Below are 16,169 nucleotides of genomic sequence, written 5' to 3' on the forward strand. Positions count from 1 at the left end.
ACGGATCGCAAGATTATTGGCGGGAAAACTCGGTAAAAACGGCTATTACGTGCTCAATCTGACTGTGACTGACATCCATATGCGTCACCATTCGCAAGCGCGGTGCCGCGCTGAGCCTGATCCCCTCCTCGGCCGCAAAGGCCTTGAGAGCCTCCGCCCGCTCGTCGATCTGCACATAGACCATATTGGTCTGCACCGGCTCCACCTCATACCCGGCAGCACGCAGGCCCTCGGCGAGGAACTGCGCATTGGCATGGTCGTCCGCCAGACGCTCAACCTGATGGTCCAGCGCATACAACCCGGCAGCCGCCAACTGGCCTGCCTGGCGCATGCCACCACCGACCATCTTGCGCAAGCGCCGGGCCTTGCCGATCAGCTCGGCAGTGCCGCACAACACGGAGCCCACTGGCGCACCCAAACCTTTGGACAGGCACACCGATACCGAGTCGAAATGCCGGGTGATATCACTCGCATCAACCCCCAGCTTGACGGCCGCGTTGTACAGCCGGGCGCCATCAAGGTGCAGCGCCAGCCCATGCTCACGGGTCAGGCGACTGGCCGCTGCCAGATACTCAACCGGCAGCACCTTGCCCTGCATGGTGTTTTCCAGGGCCAGCAAACGGGTGCGGGCAAAGTGAAAATCGTCAGGCTTGATCGCGGCAACAACCTGCGCCAGGTCCAGCGAACCATCCGCCTGAACCTCCAGCGGCTGCGGCTGAATCGAGCCCAGTACCGCCGCCCCGCCGCCTTCATATTTATAGGTGTGGGCCTGCTGACCGACGATATATTCGTCACCGCGCCCGCAATGAGCCATCAGTGCCAGCAGGTTGCTCATGGTACCGGTGGGCACGAACAGCGCACTGGCAAAACCCAGACGCAAGGCCAGTTCGGACTCCAGCTTGTTTACCGAAGGATCTTCGCCATACACATCGTCGCCCATCGGCGCATTTGCCATGGCCTCGCGCATGCCAGCGCTGGGTTGGGTCACGGTGTCACTACGAAGATCGATAACAGTCATTGAAGCGGCCTCGGCAATAAGTGATCAGCACTGGAGACTAATCGGGGAATTCCCTTTCGAACAAGCGTAGCGCAGGCAGATTGGCTATATATTTGTGTTTGCACAGAAATCGACTGCTAACCCAGCAAGAAATTTGATTGCTATTAGCAAAAAGCAGCCATGCATCTGCGAAAAATTTGTGATACAAAATGCCCGCCGCCAGAAAGGCTGGCGGCAACGTTCTCAGGGCGGGGTGCGACTCCCCACCGGCGGTAATTGCGCGCAAAGCGCATAGCCCGCGAGCGCTTGGTCGGTCCCCGCTTCGGCGAAGACAGATCAAGGTCAGCAGACCCGGTGTGATCCCGGGGCCGACGGTCATAGTCCGGATGAAGAGAGAACGGGATTGGCGCCAAAGGGCCGTCAACCAGGTGGACAAGTGACGATGCCAAATGGCCGTGCGCTGTCCACCTGAACGTACCCTTTAATCCCATTCGATTCATATGCCCTGTTTTTCACACAAACAGGAATCTGAACATGCAACCCACCGCAATCGACAGCAAAAGCAAAAACCACCACGAGCGCGTAGCGTTTATCCAAGCCTGCTGGCACAAAGACATTGTCGATCAGAGCCGTAAAGGCTTCCTGGCCGAAATGCTGGTACAGGGCTATCAGGAAAGCGACATCGATTTCTTTGAAGTTGGCGGCGCCTTTGAAATCCCGCTGCACGCCAAGCTGCTGGCCAAGACTGGCCGTTATGCCGGTATCGTCGGCGCGGCACTGGTGGTGGATGGCGGCATCTACCGTCACGATTTCGTCGCCCAGTCCGTAGTCAGCGCCCTGATGCAAGTGCAACTGGAAACCGAAGTGCCGGTATTCTCGGTCAGCCTGACCCCGCACCACTTCCATGCCGGTGAAGAACACCACAAATTCTTCTTCGACCACTTCGTGCACAAAGGCCAGGAAGCGGCAAAGACCTGCGTCGATACCCTGCAAAAAATTCGCGACTTGAAGCGCCTGGACACCCAGCAAAAACGCGCGGTGTAAATCGCCAGCCCACAAGCCAGACTTCGGTCCGGCTTGTGGGCACCGCTACAATTATCTGACACCGCAGCACCCTCCAGAGCCGTTTGAATAAAGCCTCTTTATTCACTGGAGTACCCACGATGACCTCTTTCACCCCTTCAGCCTCCACTGCACGGCTTCAAGCCGAGCATGAATTCGCCATAAATGGCGCCAGCCAAGGCCCCGGCACGACCACCACAACCCTGCCAATAACCGACCACACCCTCGAGACCCGCACTCATGTCGTTGTCCACAAGGGTCAGAGCGTCACCATTGATCGCTACACCCACGAATACTCCACACCTATCTCCGAGGGCACGGATCGGCTGGTTTTCACCATTGAAGGGCTGCACCGAACCATTTTGGTGACCCGCACCGGTAATCGACTGCTGATCGATATCAATCACCTGCGCTTTCGCGTTACCCCGGCCAGCGCCAGACAAATCATTGAAATCCATACCCAGGACGGTAACGACTCGGTCTACATTGCCGCCACGGTCATGCAGCCCCTGCACATCAACACCGGCTCAGGCGATGACACCGTTGTCACCAGTTCAGGCTTCGCCCAGGTATACACTGGCCCCGGCAATGACCGCGTGATGACGAGCGATGGACGCACCTATATCGAAACCGGTGAAGGGAATGACGTGGTCAATGCCATCGGCAGCGGCGTAATGACGGTCTACACCGGCAAAGGGGATGATTTTGTGCGCGGCGGGGCTGGCAGGTGCTACATCGAGACCGGAGAAGGCAATGATATTGCCATTGGCGGCGAGCAACACAGCATCATCAGTGGCGGTGATGGCGATGACCTTTTGTACGCTGGTCAAGGCAGCAACGCCCTTTATTCAGGCCTGGGGGATAACGCCTTCGCAGGGCTCAAGCCCAACGACAAGGCGCACTCAATAGAGCCTGTGACCACCGTAAGCGAGGGCGTTCTGGTGCCCGCCAATACGCAAAATGACGCCACATCCTTTATCGATAACCAGGTCAGCAAAATCGACGCGCAATCGCTGGCGAGTTCAGGGCTGGTCATTCAGGGAGCACCCGCATTCGTCGAGCGTGTGACCGATGACTTGAAAATGTTACTGGGTTCGACCTACGGCCAACAGTTGCTGGCAGCCCTGAGCAAGAGCATTCACGCCAGCCAAAAGCCCATCACCATTGTGGAACTCAAGCGTATCGACAACGGGATGTACCAGCCCGCGCTGCTGATGGCGTCGCCTTACATAGCAGGTGGCTCTGCTGGCTGGGGAGCCTTTGGCGGAACGGTCTACTACAACCCGGCCCACCAGAAAGACGAATCGGTGCCTCTGGCCTCGCTCTACCATGAGCTGTGTCATGCCTACAACTACGTGACCGGCACCATTTTTTCGGGAACCGGCCCGGATCCGCAACAACCCCACATGCCGCCAGCCCAGGCCGACAACGCGGAGCTGCAGGTAGTCGGCTTGCCCGCCAGCGCAGAGCCCTTTGACTTTGATAACGACCCGCTCACCCCTCCCACCAGGACCAACCCGGTGGCCTTTACCGAAAACGGCATACGCGAGGAGTTGGGGCTGCCTTCACGCAAAAGCTACATAAGGTTCATTCCAGGCTAAACCAGCGCTTCGATAGCAGCAGGCTCAATAATCATCCCGGCGCGCAGACCGTTCTTGACCTTGGGGTTTGGGAAGATAATCCGCGCGCCCTCTTCTTCAATGACCCAACGCGTCTTGCCCGCGTCTTGCGCCAGCAGGTATCCCTTGGGTAACTCACAGAAGTTTTCGACGTCCACCGGCAAATGCAGGATAAATGCATCGCTGTGCTTGATCACTTCACGGGCCACGCTAAACAGCTGCAAGCCTTCGAGCGAAGCCTCGGCCAGCGGCGACTCGGTGCCCTCGATGATCTGCTGCAAACGCAGCTCAAGACGCTCGACATTGACCCCGCCGTTCTGCCCGAAAGGCCGGGCTTTGCCCAACTCCAGGGTAAACGCCTCGGCGCCCAGCCGGTCGTAGGTGTAAGCACTGAACACAATCGAAGGCTTGTTTTGCAACAGCACCGCTTCCATCCCGGCGGCGCGCAAGCGGGCCAGTTCGTCGCGGGAGTGAGTACGCCCTTCCTTGTAGGGATAGAGCGCGAACTGCTCGATCTTCGATCCACGAATCGCCGTGTGTAAATCGTAATGCAGACGGGTGCGCTCAGGCGGGCTGAAAAACGTTTCGGCCAGATGCTCAAGTTCGCACGCGCGCAGGGCCTCGGGGCCGCTGCTGCTTGCGTGGCGACCATTGAACAGCCGGTTGAGGTCTTCTTCGACAAACCGCGCGCCGGTGCGCATGGCACCCGGGTTGCCGAACAGGAACAGAATTCGTGCGCGGGGTTTGATTTCTCCCCGCGCAATGGCATGCAACAGACGATCGAGCAACTCGATCGGCGCTGTTTCATTGCCGTGGATGCCGGCTGACAACAACAGATCCATGCCGTTGTCGCGAGCCTCGGGCGGGCGTACTTCAAGCGCGCCTTCGGTCAGCCAGCGCATCCGCACGCCGTCGACAGTCAGTTGAGTTTTCTCGGCTGGTTCACGTCCAGCCAAGGTCAGTTCAAGCAGTTTGCCGAGAGCGAGCATGGTGCATCCTTAATCAGTGGTTGCAGTCTGGACCGTGTACGTGATCGTCTTCGTCATCGCTCAGATCAGCCGGTTCCATTTCCAGTTGCAGGCTGACAAGGTTAGTCGCTAATGGACGCAGCAGCAGGTTGGCGTATTCGGCATCGCCTTCTTCAACGTCAACACCGATCAGCAACTGGCCACGGCCGTCTTGCTGAATCCACAATTCTTTGCCCTGCCACATCACGGCAACGCGGGTGCAGCTGGTTTCCAGCTGGGTGCCATCAGTGTCTTCAAGGATCAACTTCAGGGTATCGGTCATTCTTTTGCTCTCATTGGGAGGTGAAGGTGTGTGCCCGGCACTAATAATCGCTCAGGCACACCGCCGTTCAATTGATCTGGAAGGGGTAAACCGAGCCCAGTTTAAGGATTTGCGTCAGTTCATCCAATGCCGTACGGCACTCAAGCAACAATTGCGGGTCGGCCAGATCGCTTTCGCGCAGGGCGTCGCGGTAGTGCTTGCTGACCCACTGGGTCAACGTGTCATACAACGGCGCGGTCATGATAACCCCCGGATTGACAGCTGCCAGCTCAGTTTCATTGAGTGCGACACGCAACCGCAGGCACGCCGGGCCACCGCCGTTCTGCATGCTTTGCTTAAGGTCAAACACCTTAACCTCGCGAATCGGCCCACCAGCAGCCGTCAACCCTTGCAGGTACTGCCAGACACGCGGGTTGGCGCGGCACTCTTCAGGCACGATCAGCAGCATGGAACCATCCGCACGGCTCAGCAGTTGGCTGTTGAACAGGTACGAACGCACCGCATCTTCCACGGCCACCTGATCGCGAGGCACGCTGATCGACTGGAAGTTAGCGCCACGGGCCGCCAGCTTGCCATGCAACTCGGCCAGCATCTGCTCGGTATTGAGGAACGCGTCCTGGTGATGGAACAACAGCTCACCATTGCCCACGGCAATCACATCGTTGTGAAACACCCCTTGGTCGATGACGGAAGGGTTTTGCTGGGCGAATACCACGCCCTCTTCGCTCAGACCGTGCAGGCGGGCTACCGCTTGCGAAGCTTCAAGGGTCTGGCGGGCCGGGTATTTTTGCGGCGCCGGGTAACGACTGTCGAACGCACTGCGACCGAACACAAAGAATTCGACACCTGCCTCGCCATATTCACGGCAAAAGCGCGTGTGGTTGGCCGCGCCTTCATCGCCGAACTGAGCCACTGCGGGCAGTGCCGCATGGTGCGCAAAGTGTTGCTGATCAGCGAACATCGCGCCCAGCACGCGGCTGGTGGTCGGGTGCTCGATGCTGCGGTGGTATTTGCAGTTGAGGTTGGCAGCAGTGAAATGCACACGCCCGTCTGCGGTGTCTGCACTTGGGCTGACAGTCGCGGCGTTAGCCACCCACATGCTCGATGCCGAGCAACTGGCAACCAGCAACGGCATGGCTTCTTTGGCTGCGCGCTCGATAACCTGCGCATCGGTGCCGGAAAAACCCAGACTGCGCAAAGCAGCAACGTCCGGACGCTCTTGCGGCGCCAGCACACCCTGGACAAAACCCATGTCCATCAGCGCTTTCATTTTTTCCAGGCCTTGCAGCGCGGCTTCCCTGGGGTTGGAGGCCTGCTGACTGTTGCTCTGGGAGGCGACGTTGCCAAACGACAAACCGCCATAGTTATGGGTCGGCCCCACTAAACCGTCAAAATTGACTTCAAAGGACTTCATCGGTGAGGCTCCGGGAAACGGTGGCTATTTGTATCTCCTGTGGGAGCGGGCTTGCTCGCGATGCGTACGATGCGGCTTTACTGCCAGACCGCGCTGATGCAATCGCGAGTAAGCCCGCTCCCACAGGAATGAGATAAGCGTTACGACATTCGCACGCCAGGGGTCAACGCCGCTGGCAGGGTCAAGGTCGGGGTTTCAAGAGAAGCCACCGGGTACGCGCAATAATCTGCTGCGTAATAGGCACTGGCGCGATGGTTGCCCGACGCCCCGACGCCACCAAAAGGTGCACTGCTCGCCGCGCCCGTCAGCTGTTTGTTCCAGTTCACGATCCCGGCACGGCTCTGCAGCCAGAACTGCTGATAGCGCGCCTCGGAATCCGACAGCAAGCCCGCAGCCAAACCAAACGCGGTGTTGTTGGCCTCGGCAATTGCCGCGTCAAAGTCGGCGTAGCGAATCACTTGCAGCAATGGCCCGAACAGCTCTTCGTCCGAACGATCGCTGACTTCAGTCACGTCGATAATGCCCGGCGTCAGCAAGGCGGCATTGCTGTCGGGCTGGTGCATTTCCAGCAGGGCAACAGCGCCCGAACCCAACAGAACTTCTTGTGCATCCATCAAGGCGCGTGCGGCGCCCAAGGAAATCACCGACCCCATAAAGGGTGCGGGCTGTTGATCAAAAGCACCCACTTCGATGTTCTGGCTGACGTCAACCAGACGCGTCAGCAGGCTGTCGCCCCATGCGCCTTGCGGCACCAGCAAACGGCGGGCACAGGTACAACGCTGCCCGGCAGAGATAAAGGCCGACTGAATGATGGTGTAGACCGCAGCATCCAAATCCGCGACCTGATCGACCACCAGCGGGTTATTGCCGCCCATTTCCAGGGCCAGGATCTTGTCCGGGCGCCCGGCAAACTGCTGATGCAGTGCATTGCCAGTACGGCTCGAACCAGTGAAGAACAACCCGTCGATACCTGTGTTCGCCGCCAGTGCGATACCGGTTTCGCGCGCACCTTGCAGCAGGTTCAACACCCCGGCTGGCAGCCCGGCTTCGATCCAGCACTTGACGGTCAGCTCAGCGACTTTGGGGGTCAGCTCGCTCGGCTTGAAAACCACGCTGTTACCGGCCAGCAATGCCGGAACAATATGCCCATTAGGCAGATGACCAGGGAAGTTGTACGGACCGAATACGGCAACCACACCATGGGGCTTGTGGCGCAAAACAGCGGTGGCATCGCCCAGCGGGCCGCTTTTTTCACCTGTGCGCTCGCGGTAGCTTTGCACCGAGATCGCCACTTTGTTGATCATGCTGGTGACTTCGGTGGCCGACTCCCAAAGTGGCTTGCCGGTTTCTTCACCGATGCAACGTGCCAGTTCATCCGCGTGAGTTTTAAGGCTCGCGGCAAAGGCTTCAAGCACGCTCAGGCGCTGTTCAAATGTGCGTGTGGCCCACTCAGGGAAAGCCTGACGCGCGGCCTTGACGGCGGCATCTACCTGCTCGGCATTGGCGCCATTACCTGCCCACAGCACTTTCTGGGTGACCGGATTCAGCGATTCAAAGGCTTCGCCCTGCCCGTTCTGCCAGGCGCCTGCAATGTACAACGTGCTCATTATTTCGACTCCCGTGGGGCAACTGGCTGGGCCGACAAGGCAACCGCGCGCACTTGATCGCCTGCGGTCAGTTGCAAGCGTTTGGCGGTCAGTGGATCGACAACCAGAGTGCCAGCAGCCAGACGCGCAGGCGCTGCGGTGATGCGGCAATCTTCACGCTTGCGGTTGTGAATCAGGTAAGGCGTGGCATCGTCACCCGGGGTGCCGATGGCCAGCACCAGCGCTTCGCTGTCGCGTACAGCGCGGATCTTGCTGGTTTCGCACTCCACCGCCGGGCCCGCGTCAAAAATATCGACGTAGCCCTGATAACTGAAACCTTCGCTTTTAAGCATGTTCAGCGCCGGTTCGGTGTGGGTATGCACCCTGCCGATCACCGCACGGGCATCTTCAGACAAGAAGCAGGTGTACACCGGGAACTTGGGCATCAACTCGGCGATAAAGGCTTTGTTGCCTACACCAGTCAGGTAGTCGGCCTGGCTGAATTCCATCTTGAAGAAGTGTCGACCCAGGCTTTCCCAGAACGGCGAGCGCCCGGCTTCATCGGACATGCCACGCATTTCGGCAATGATCTTGTTACCGAACAGTTCCGGGAACTCGGCGATAAACAGCATCCGGGCCTTGGCCAGCATCCGGCCATTGAGGCCAGTGCGGTAATCGGCACTCAGGAACAACGAGCACAGCTCAGAGTTGCCGGTCAGGTCGTTGGCCAGAAACAGGGTCGGAATTTCCCGATAAATACTCAGCTCTTGCGAGGCGCTGACGGTCAGGCCCACCCGGAAGTTATACCAAGGCTCGCGCAGGCCCACGGCGCCAGCAATGGCGGAAATACCCACCACCTTGCCTTCGTCGTTTTCAAGCACAAACAGGTAATCCGCATCGCCGCGCTCGGCCTCACCACGGAAGGTTTTTTCAGCCCAGGTCACTCGATGCAGCAAGCGCTCTTCGTTGGCCGGCAAGGTGGTCAGGCCGGTTCCGGTGCTGCGTGCCAGCTCAATCAGGGCCGGTAAATCGCTATTGCGTACAGGACGAACGATCATGCTATCTCCTCAGACGGGGCTCGCTGACGAACCCCGCGAAACTCGCTCAAACGCGTTAAACCGCCACCACTCGTACGCTGGCACCTTCGCCAACGCCGAGTGCTTCGGCCGCTTCCAGATCCAGCGTGACCGGCTTGCCCGGCGCCCAATCAAGCTCCAGCAATACTGCGCGGTAGTCCTGCAACTGGGCATTGGCCACCAGGTACTGACGACCGCCGCCTTTGCTCAGCGTGCCGATCTTGACCGGAACCACGCGGCTTTGAGCGATTGAGCGGATCCCCGAAACCCGTGCATGCAGGGTCGGGCCACCGTCGAAAATGTCGATGTAATGATCGGTCTCGAAGCCTTCACGCATCAGGATGTCGAAGGTGATCTGCGCCCGCGGGTGGACTTGCCCCATGGCCTCTTGGGCAGTGTCAGGCAGCAACGGCACGTAAATCGGGTAGTGCGGCATCAGCTCGGCGAGGAAAGTACGGCTTTTCAGCCCGCACAGACGCTCGGCGGCAGCGTAGTTCAAGTCGAAGAAGTTACGGCCAATAGCGTCCCAAAATGGCGAGTCGCCATTTTCATCGCTATAACCGACGATCTCGGTTACCACCGAATCGGCAAAGCGTTCCGGGTGGTTGGCCACAAACAGCAGACGGCCACGGGAGTTGAGCTCGGACCAGGCCGACCCCACAAGTTCCGGGACCACATAGAAACTGGTCAGCAAGCTATTACCGGTCAGGTCATGGCACTGCGACAGGACGTGGATCTTGTTGTGGATCTTCAGCTCGCGGGAGGCGTGAACGAAGGTCTCGTTACGGAAGCTGTAAAACGGCTCCGAGTAACCGGCCGAAGCCACAATCGCCGAACACCCCACCAGCTTGCCGGTGGTGGTGTCTTCAAGAACGAAGAAGTAGCTCTCTTCGCCATTGAAGCTGACTTCGGCAGCAAACGAGGTTTCGGACGCGGCGATCTTGTCGCGCAGGCGTTCGATATCGTCCGGCAATGAAGTGACACCAATCGGGCTATCCGCAGCCAGACGCTGTACCTCGCCCAGATCAGCCATTTGCGCAGGGCGCATCACCAGCATGGTGTCACTCCTTAATCCATAAAATAAGAGGGGAAAAACAAGACCGTCCTGCAGGAGTTAGTCTGCTGCGAAGGTCGTGAACGATAGCGCGGCTCTCGAGACTTTCGCGAGCAGGCTCGCTCCCACAGGGAATGCCGGTCAGGCTTGTGTCAGTGTTTTAACGGCTCGCTCGAAGCGGTTCAGACCTTCTTCGATATCGGCTTCTTCAACCACCAGACTTGGAGCGAAACGCACCACATCGGGGCCAGCCTGCAGAATCATCAGGTTTTCTTTTTCTGCGGCATTGAAGATATCTTTAGCCTTGCCTTTCCAGGCATCGCTCAACACACAGCCGATCAACAGGCCCATGCCACGCACCTCAGTAAACAGGCCGTATTGCTGGCCAATTTGCTCAAGACGGGTTTTGAACAGGTCATGCTTGGCTTTAACGCCTTGCAGTACCTCAGGGGTGTTGATCACATCGATCACCGCATTGCCGACTGCGCACGCCAGCGGGTTACCGCCGTAAGTGGTGCCGTGGGTTCCGACAACCAGATGCTTGGCCAGCGCTTCGGTGGTCAGCATGGCTGCGATCGGGAAACCACCGCCCAGGCTCTTGGCACTGGTCAGGATGTCCGGCGTCACGCCGTAATGCATGTAGGCAAACAGTTCGCCGGTACGGCCCATGCCGGTTTGCACTTCGTCAAACACCAGCAGCGCATTGTGCTGGTCGCACAGCTCGCGGGCGCCTTGCAGGTAAGCCTGCTCGGCAGGCAGCACGCCGCCTTCGCCTTGAATCGGCTCCAGCACCACGGCACAGGTCTTGTCCGAGATCGCCGCTTTCAGCGCGTCAAGATCGTTGAACGGAACATGGGTGATACCGGTGATTTTTGGACCGAAACCGTCGGAGTACTTCGACTGCCCGCCTACGTTTACGGTGAACAGCGTGCGGCCGTGAAAGCTGTTGAGCGCGGCAATGATTTCGTACTTCTCGGCGCCGAAACGGTCATGGGCCACACGACGGGCCAGCTTGAAGGCGGCCTCGTTCGCTTCGGCACCCGAGTTGCAGAAGAACACGCGCTCGGCGAAGGTCGAATCCACCAGTTTTTTGGCCAGGCGCAGTGCCGGCTCGTTGGTGAACACGTTAGATACGTGCCAAAGGTTGTTTGCCTGTTCAGTCAACGCGCCAACCAGTGCCGGATGCGCATGGCCAAGAACGTTAACGGCAATGCCACCCGCGAAGTCGATCAGCTCTCGACCTGCCTGGTCCCAGACACGGGAACCGGCGCCACGCACAGGAATAAAGGCCGCAGGTGCGTAGTTGGGAACCATGACCTGATCGAAATCGGCGCGTTGCACCGGGGCTTGCTCAACGGACATCGGAGTCTCCTGAAGAGGAACGCCTGCCTAAACTGGCGAGCGATGGGGGGATTGTAGGGACACATCGGGGGCGCGCCTTGTCGCCAAGCGACAACTTCTTATAGCGCCAAACCACGATTTACACAGGCTTACGACAATGCGACATATTCCGTCACAAAGGCGCAGTTTAAACGCTGGGGCGTATTTACGGCAGCACTCTGGCGCGCTGATTTGCCCCCAAAGCATGAGCATTGCCGCAACGGCAGGTCATGCTGGTTTCAGGGGCAGGATGGGGCGGGACGATTTCAGCCGCGTTCGGCGGGTGCCGATGACAACTCGAACGGGCTGCTGCTGCGGCGCTGGTTACGGTCTTCTCGCGGCGTCGCGCCGAAAAAGTTGCGATACGCACTGGAAAAATGCGGCCCAGACGAGAAACCACAGGACAAACCGATCTGAATGATCGACTTGCTGGTCTGCATCAGCATTTGCCGGGCCTTGTTCAGGCGCAGCTCCAGGTAATACTGGCTGGGCACCCGATTGAGGTATTGCTTGAAGATTCGCTCCAACTGCCGACGCGATACGCACACATGTTGGGCGATTTCGTCAGTGGTCAGCGGTTCCTCAATATTGGCTTCCATCAGCAACACGGCCTGGGTCAGCTTGGGATGGCTGGAACCAAGGCGGTTTTGCAGCGGGATGCGTTGACGCTCGCCACCCTCGCGAATGCGCTCCACCACCAACTCTTCGGAAACCGCACCGGCCAGCTCAGCGCCATGATCACGGGCCAGCACAGCCAGCAACAAATCGAGCACCGACAACCCGCCACAGGCACTCAGGCGATCACGATCCCAATCAAACAAATGACTGGTGGCAATCACCTTGGGGAAACGCTCGGCAAAATCATCCTGCCAGCGCCAATGCACCGCGGCACGATAACCATCGAGCAGGCCTAATTGCGCCAGCGGATAGACCCCGGCCGACAACCCGCCAATCACACACCCTGCCCGCACCAGCTGCTTGAGCGCGCTGCTCAAGGCTGGCGCCAGGGAGGTCGGAGGCTCGTCTGCCAGCAGGAACAGTTTTTGGCAACCTTCAAGCTTGCCGTTCCAGGGCTCGCCGGGCAATTGCCAGGCGCCTTCGATAGGCGGCTCGGCCTGCAGGAACAACAACTCGTAAACGACTTCAGGATGCACGCGCTGAGCAACACGCAACGCTTCCTCGGCCAGCGCCAGGGTCAAGGCTTTGGTGCTGGGCCAAATGAGGAAACCAATTCGATGGGCGGTCATAGCGTGCTATCCGGAACGAAAACGGGAATAAAACCTATGCAACTAGCCTAGGCCAGCTGCGCGGGATGCGGAGCATGACCTATTTTGGTGCACAGAGGCAGTCTTAAAACTGCAGTTACTTCAAGCTGCCCGACAGAAACTGCTGCAACCGCTCGCATTGTGGATTGACCAGCACTTCACGCGGATTGCCGCTTTCCTCAACAATCCCTTTGTGCAGGAACACCAGCTGGTTTGACACTTCACGGGCAAAGCCCATTTCGTGAGTCACCACCACCATGGTCCGGCCTTCCTGCGCCAGGTCCTGCATCACCTTCAGTACATCACCCACCAGCTCCGGATCGAGGGCTGAGGTCGGCTCGTCAAACAGCATGACTTCAGGCTCCATCGCCAGCGCACGGGCAATCGCCACACGCTGCTGCTCACCGCCGGACATGTGCCCTGGGTAGGCATCCTTGCGATGGGACACGCCTACCTTGTTGAGGTAATGCTCGGCTTTTTCACGGGCCTCGGCCTTGGTCATCCCCAGCACGTGCACTGGCGCTTCCATGATGTTTTCCAACGCGGTCATGTGCGACCACAGATTGAAATGCTGAAACACCATCGACAGGCGCGAACGCATGCGCTGCAACTGCTTGGGATCAGCAGCCTTGAGTGCGCCGTCCTTGTTGGCAATCAGCTTGAGCTCTTCGCCATTGAGCAGGATCTTGCCTGCATGGGGCTGCTCAAGCAGGTTGATGCAGCGCAAAAAGGTACTTTTGCCGGAACCACTGGAACCGATGATGCTGATCACATCGCCCGCCTTGGCGGCCAGTGAAACGCCTTTGAGCACTTCATGACTGCCATAGCGTTTATGCAGGTCTTGGACTTCAAGTTTGTACATGCTGTCGGTTCTCACAAAAACAGTCAGTCGTTGAGCAAGCGCCCGTGACGCAAAGGCTCGCGCCCCGCCACTTTAGCCAGCCAGAAACCGGGTTGGGCATAACGCAGTCGCTCAACGGCAAACAACACGCCGGATGTTCCTGCGCATACCGTACTGACCCGGTCGGATAAAGGATCAATCACTTCAAACAGCGGCTCGCCCACTTCAACCCAGGCGCCCACCGGACGTAAAAAACTCACCACACCGGGGTGCGGTGCAAATAACAACTCAGTGCCTTCGAATGGCATGCCTTCGCACGCTTCATACTGCGCTACCGGCCAGTCGCCAGTGATCAGCCCCTGCTCGGCCAGAAACGCCAGAATGCCCTCGGCATAAGCCTCAGCCTGCGGGCGCCCGGTATCGGCTTGCCCACCCAGCTCCAGCGTGGTTGCCATGCAGGCCAATGGAATCTGCGCATCAGCAAACTGGCGCTGCAAGCGCAGCCACGGCAACGAACAGGCTTCATCGAAGGAGCTGCCGCCCGAATCCTCGGCCAGCAGACCAACACGCACATCCAGTCGCGCAGCCAGCGAACACCACTGCGGCCAATGCTGAGGCAAGGCATACATATGCAGTGCAGCGTCGGTCTCGCAGTGCAGGTCAAGCACGATATCCGCGCTGCAGGCATGGCTCAGCAACACACGCTGCATGCCTTGCAGCTGGCTGGCTGCAGGGGGCAGCTCGGACAACACATCAAGCATTGCCTGACGGATCAGTCGGGTATTGGCGTGCGGATCTTCGCCCAGGCGCCCTGCCAGCTTCTGCGCTACCGGCTCGCTCAACTCAACGAAATCGCGGTTGAAGTTCTTGCCGCTGCCAAACTCAAAACGCCCCTGATGACTGCCTTGCAGCAGTTGGCCAAGCCCCAGGGGGTTGGCTACTGGCACCAATTCGATCACGCCGTTCAAGGCGCCTTGAGCTTCAAGTTCGGCCAGGCGCTTCTTCAACTCCCAGGCACAGCGCATGCCCGGCAACTCATCGGCATGCAGGCTGGCCTGAATGTAGGCCTTGCGCTCACCCGCGCCAAACCGAAATACCGTCAAGTGGCGCTCAGAACCCAAGCTGTTCCAGGGCAACAGATGATCAATTCGTTCCATGTCAGGCCTTCCGTGGGGCCATGTAGCCCAGCCAGCGGCGCTCGGCCAGTTTGAACAGGCGCACCAGAATGAAGGTCAGACACAGGTAGAAAGCACCGGCCGTGATGTAGGCCTCAAACGGCAAGTAATACTGCGCATTGACGGTGCGCGCGGCGCCCGTAATGTCGATCAGAGTCACGATGGAGGCCAGACTGGTGGTCTGCAACATCATGATTACTTCGTTGCTGTATTGCGGCAGAGCCCGGCGCATGGCCGACGGCAGCAAGATACGGCGATACATTTTCGAGCGCGACATGCCCATTGCCTTGGCGGCTTCAATCTCGCCATTAGGCGTGGCCCGCAGGCTACCGGCAATGATTTCGGCGGTGTAGGCGCTGGTGTTGATGGCAAATGCCAAGCACGCGCAGAACGTCGCACTGGACAACAGCGGCCACATGAAACTGTCACGAACCACTTCAAACTGAGCCAGGCCGTAGTAGATCAGGAACAGCTGGACCAGCATCGGCGTGCCGCGAATCACGTAGGTAAAAAGCCAGGCAGGGAGGTTGACCCAGGCTTGCTTGGAAACCCGCATCAGCCCCAGCGGGACTGCTGCCAGCAAGCCGAAAAACAGCGAAATGCCGAGCAATTTCACGGTTTCCAGAAGCCCGCTCAAGTACAGCGGCATGCTGGCCCAGATGACGTTGTAGTCAAAGATCATAGATCAGCCGCCCTTACGCCTACCGAGTAGCGCTTCTCAAGTTGTCGTAACGCCAGCAGCGAAACACTGGTCAGTACCAGGTACATCGCCGCAACCGCCAGGAAGAAAGTGAACGGCTCGCGGGTGGCATCTGCCGCCTGCTTGGCCTTGAACATCATGTCTTGCAAGCCGACTACCGAAATCAGGGCCGTGGCCTTGGTCAACACCAGCCAGTTATTGGTAAAGCCCGGAATCGCCAGGCGAATCATCTGCGGCACCAATACCCGGAAAAACACCTGAAACGAACTCATCCCGTACGCCATGCCGGCCTCAGCCTGCCCCTTGGGGATGGCCATGAAAGCACCACGAAAGGTCTCGGACAGGTAGGCGCCAAAAATAAAGCCCAAAGTGCCAATACCGGCCGCCAGCGGGTTCAAATCAATATAGTCGTCGTAGCCCAGCATTGGCGCCACGCGATTGAGCAAGTCCTGACCGCCGTAAAAAATCAGCAAAATCAGCACAAGGTCGGGAATCCCGCGGATTACCGTTGAATACAGATCGCCCATCCAAGCCAGCCAACGTACCGGCGACAAGCGCAACGAAACACCGATCAGACCTAGAACAATGGCCAGGGCCATGGACGACAAGGCGAGCTGAAGCGTCAGCCAAGCGCCATCGAGGATGACAGCCCCGTAGCCTTTCAACATGATTCAGGTCCTCAGAAATGGGGATGAAAAAATGGCGCAAAC

Annotated in this window: 15 protein-coding genes and 1 riboswitch; of the genes, 2 read left to right on the forward strand and 13 right to left on the reverse strand. The window is 58.7% G+C overall.

What is annotated here, in order from left to right; translation table 11 throughout:
* Nucleotides 1-13 precede the first annotated feature (13 nt).
* A complete protein-coding gene (gene ltaE / locus U5A05_RS18285; RefSeq protein WP_321834242.1) occupies nt 14-1,018 on the reverse strand; it encodes a low-specificity L-threonine aldolase in 1,005 nt (334 codons plus the stop codon).
* Between the two features lie 214 nt (nt 1,019-1,232).
* Nucleotides 1,233-1,400: riboswitch (FMN riboswitch) on the forward strand.
* 131 nt (nt 1,401-1,531) lie between these two features.
* On the opposite strand from ltaE, the gene U5A05_RS18290 reads away from it, so the two are divergent.
* Together U5A05_RS18290 and U5A05_RS18295 are read left to right on the forward strand one after the other, a co-directional pair.
* Nucleotides 1,532-2,041 carry a 6,7-dimethyl-8-ribityllumazine synthase gene (locus U5A05_RS18290; protein WP_321834243.1) on the forward strand — a complete coding sequence of 170 codons (510 nt, stop codon included), beginning with the start codon at nt 1,532-1,534 and terminating at the stop codon, nt 2,039-2,041.
* Nucleotides 2,042-2,160: 119 nt separating this feature from the next.
* Entirely contained in the window at nt 2,161-3,660 is a 1,500-nt protein-coding gene (locus tag U5A05_RS18295; RefSeq protein ID WP_321834245.1) for a M91 family zinc metallopeptidase, read from the forward strand.
* Here U5A05_RS18295 and astE read toward each other — a convergent pair.
* From astE to U5A05_RS18355, 12 genes are all read right to left on the reverse strand, one after another.
* Nucleotides 3,657-4,667, reverse strand: a complete 1,011-nt coding sequence (astE, locus tag U5A05_RS18300) for a succinylglutamate desuccinylase (RefSeq protein ID WP_261739312.1) — start codon at nt 4,665-4,667, stop codon at nt 3,657-3,659. The genes U5A05_RS18295 and astE overlap by 4 nt on opposite strands.
* Before the next feature lie 13 nt (nt 4,668-4,680).
* Nucleotides 4,681-4,968, reverse strand: a complete 288-nt coding sequence (locus tag U5A05_RS18305; RefSeq protein WP_235573226.1) for a topoisomerase II — start codon at nt 4,966-4,968, stop codon at nt 4,681-4,683.
* 67 nt (nt 4,969-5,035) lie between these two features.
* Entirely contained in the window at nt 5,036-6,382 is a 1,347-nt protein-coding gene (gene astB, locus U5A05_RS18310) for an N-succinylarginine dihydrolase (protein WP_321834248.1), read from the reverse strand.
* A 140-nt stretch (nt 6,383-6,522) separates the two neighbouring features.
* Nucleotides 6,523-7,992 (reverse strand): succinylglutamate-semialdehyde dehydrogenase, encoded by a 1,470-nt coding sequence (gene astD / locus U5A05_RS18315; protein ID WP_321836531.1) that lies wholly within the window; start codon nt 7,990-7,992, stop codon nt 6,523-6,525.
* Nucleotides 7,989-9,026, reverse strand: coding sequence for an arginine N-succinyltransferase (gene astA, locus U5A05_RS18320; protein ID WP_321834250.1), 1,038 nt, complete (start codon nt 9,024-9,026; stop codon nt 7,989-7,991). The genes astD and astA overlap by 4 nt, the downstream gene beginning before the upstream one ends.
* Before the next feature lie 55 nt (nt 9,027-9,081).
* Nucleotides 9,082-10,101 carry an arginine/ornithine succinyltransferase subunit alpha gene (aruF, locus tag U5A05_RS18325; RefSeq protein ID WP_261739315.1) on the reverse strand — a complete coding sequence of 340 codons (1,020 nt, stop codon included), beginning with the start codon at nt 10,099-10,101 and terminating at the stop codon, nt 9,082-9,084.
* Between the two features lie 138 nt (nt 10,102-10,239).
* A complete protein-coding gene (locus U5A05_RS18330; RefSeq protein ID WP_261739316.1) occupies nt 10,240-11,460 on the reverse strand; it encodes an aspartate aminotransferase family protein in 1,221 nt (406 codons plus the stop codon).
* A 284-nt stretch (nt 11,461-11,744) separates the two neighbouring features.
* Complete coding sequence (gene argR / locus U5A05_RS18335) at nt 11,745-12,725, reverse strand: transcriptional regulator ArgR (protein ID WP_261739317.1); 981 nt, start codon at nt 12,723-12,725, stop codon at nt 11,745-11,747.
* A gap of 115 nt (nt 12,726-12,840) precedes the next feature.
* Nucleotides 12,841-13,605 (reverse strand): ABC transporter ATP-binding protein, encoded by a 765-nt coding sequence (locus U5A05_RS18340; protein ID WP_261739318.1) that lies wholly within the window; start codon nt 13,603-13,605, stop codon nt 12,841-12,843.
* Between the two features lie 23 nt (nt 13,606-13,628).
* Complete coding sequence (locus U5A05_RS18345; RefSeq protein WP_261739319.1) at nt 13,629-14,741, reverse strand: succinylglutamate desuccinylase/aspartoacylase family protein; 1,113 nt, start codon at nt 14,739-14,741, stop codon at nt 13,629-13,631.
* A 1-nt stretch (nt 14,742) separates the two neighbouring features.
* Nucleotides 14,743-15,441 carry an ABC transporter permease gene (locus U5A05_RS18350; RefSeq protein ID WP_261739320.1) on the reverse strand — a complete coding sequence of 233 codons (699 nt, stop codon included), beginning with the start codon at nt 15,439-15,441 and terminating at the stop codon, nt 14,743-14,745.
* The gene (locus U5A05_RS18355; RefSeq protein WP_261739321.1) at nt 15,438-16,127 is read right to left on the reverse strand and encodes an ABC transporter permease; all 690 of its coding nucleotides are present in this window, start codon (nt 16,125-16,127) and stop codon (nt 15,438-15,440) included. The genes U5A05_RS18350 and U5A05_RS18355 overlap by 4 nt, the downstream gene beginning before the upstream one ends.
* Nucleotides 16,128-16,169 lie beyond the last annotated feature (42 nt).

The organism is Pseudomonas kulmbachensis (assembly GCF_963681935.1).
Classification (GTDB): Bacteria; Pseudomonadota; Gammaproteobacteria; order Pseudomonadales; family Pseudomonadaceae; genus Aquipseudomonas; species Aquipseudomonas kulmbachensis.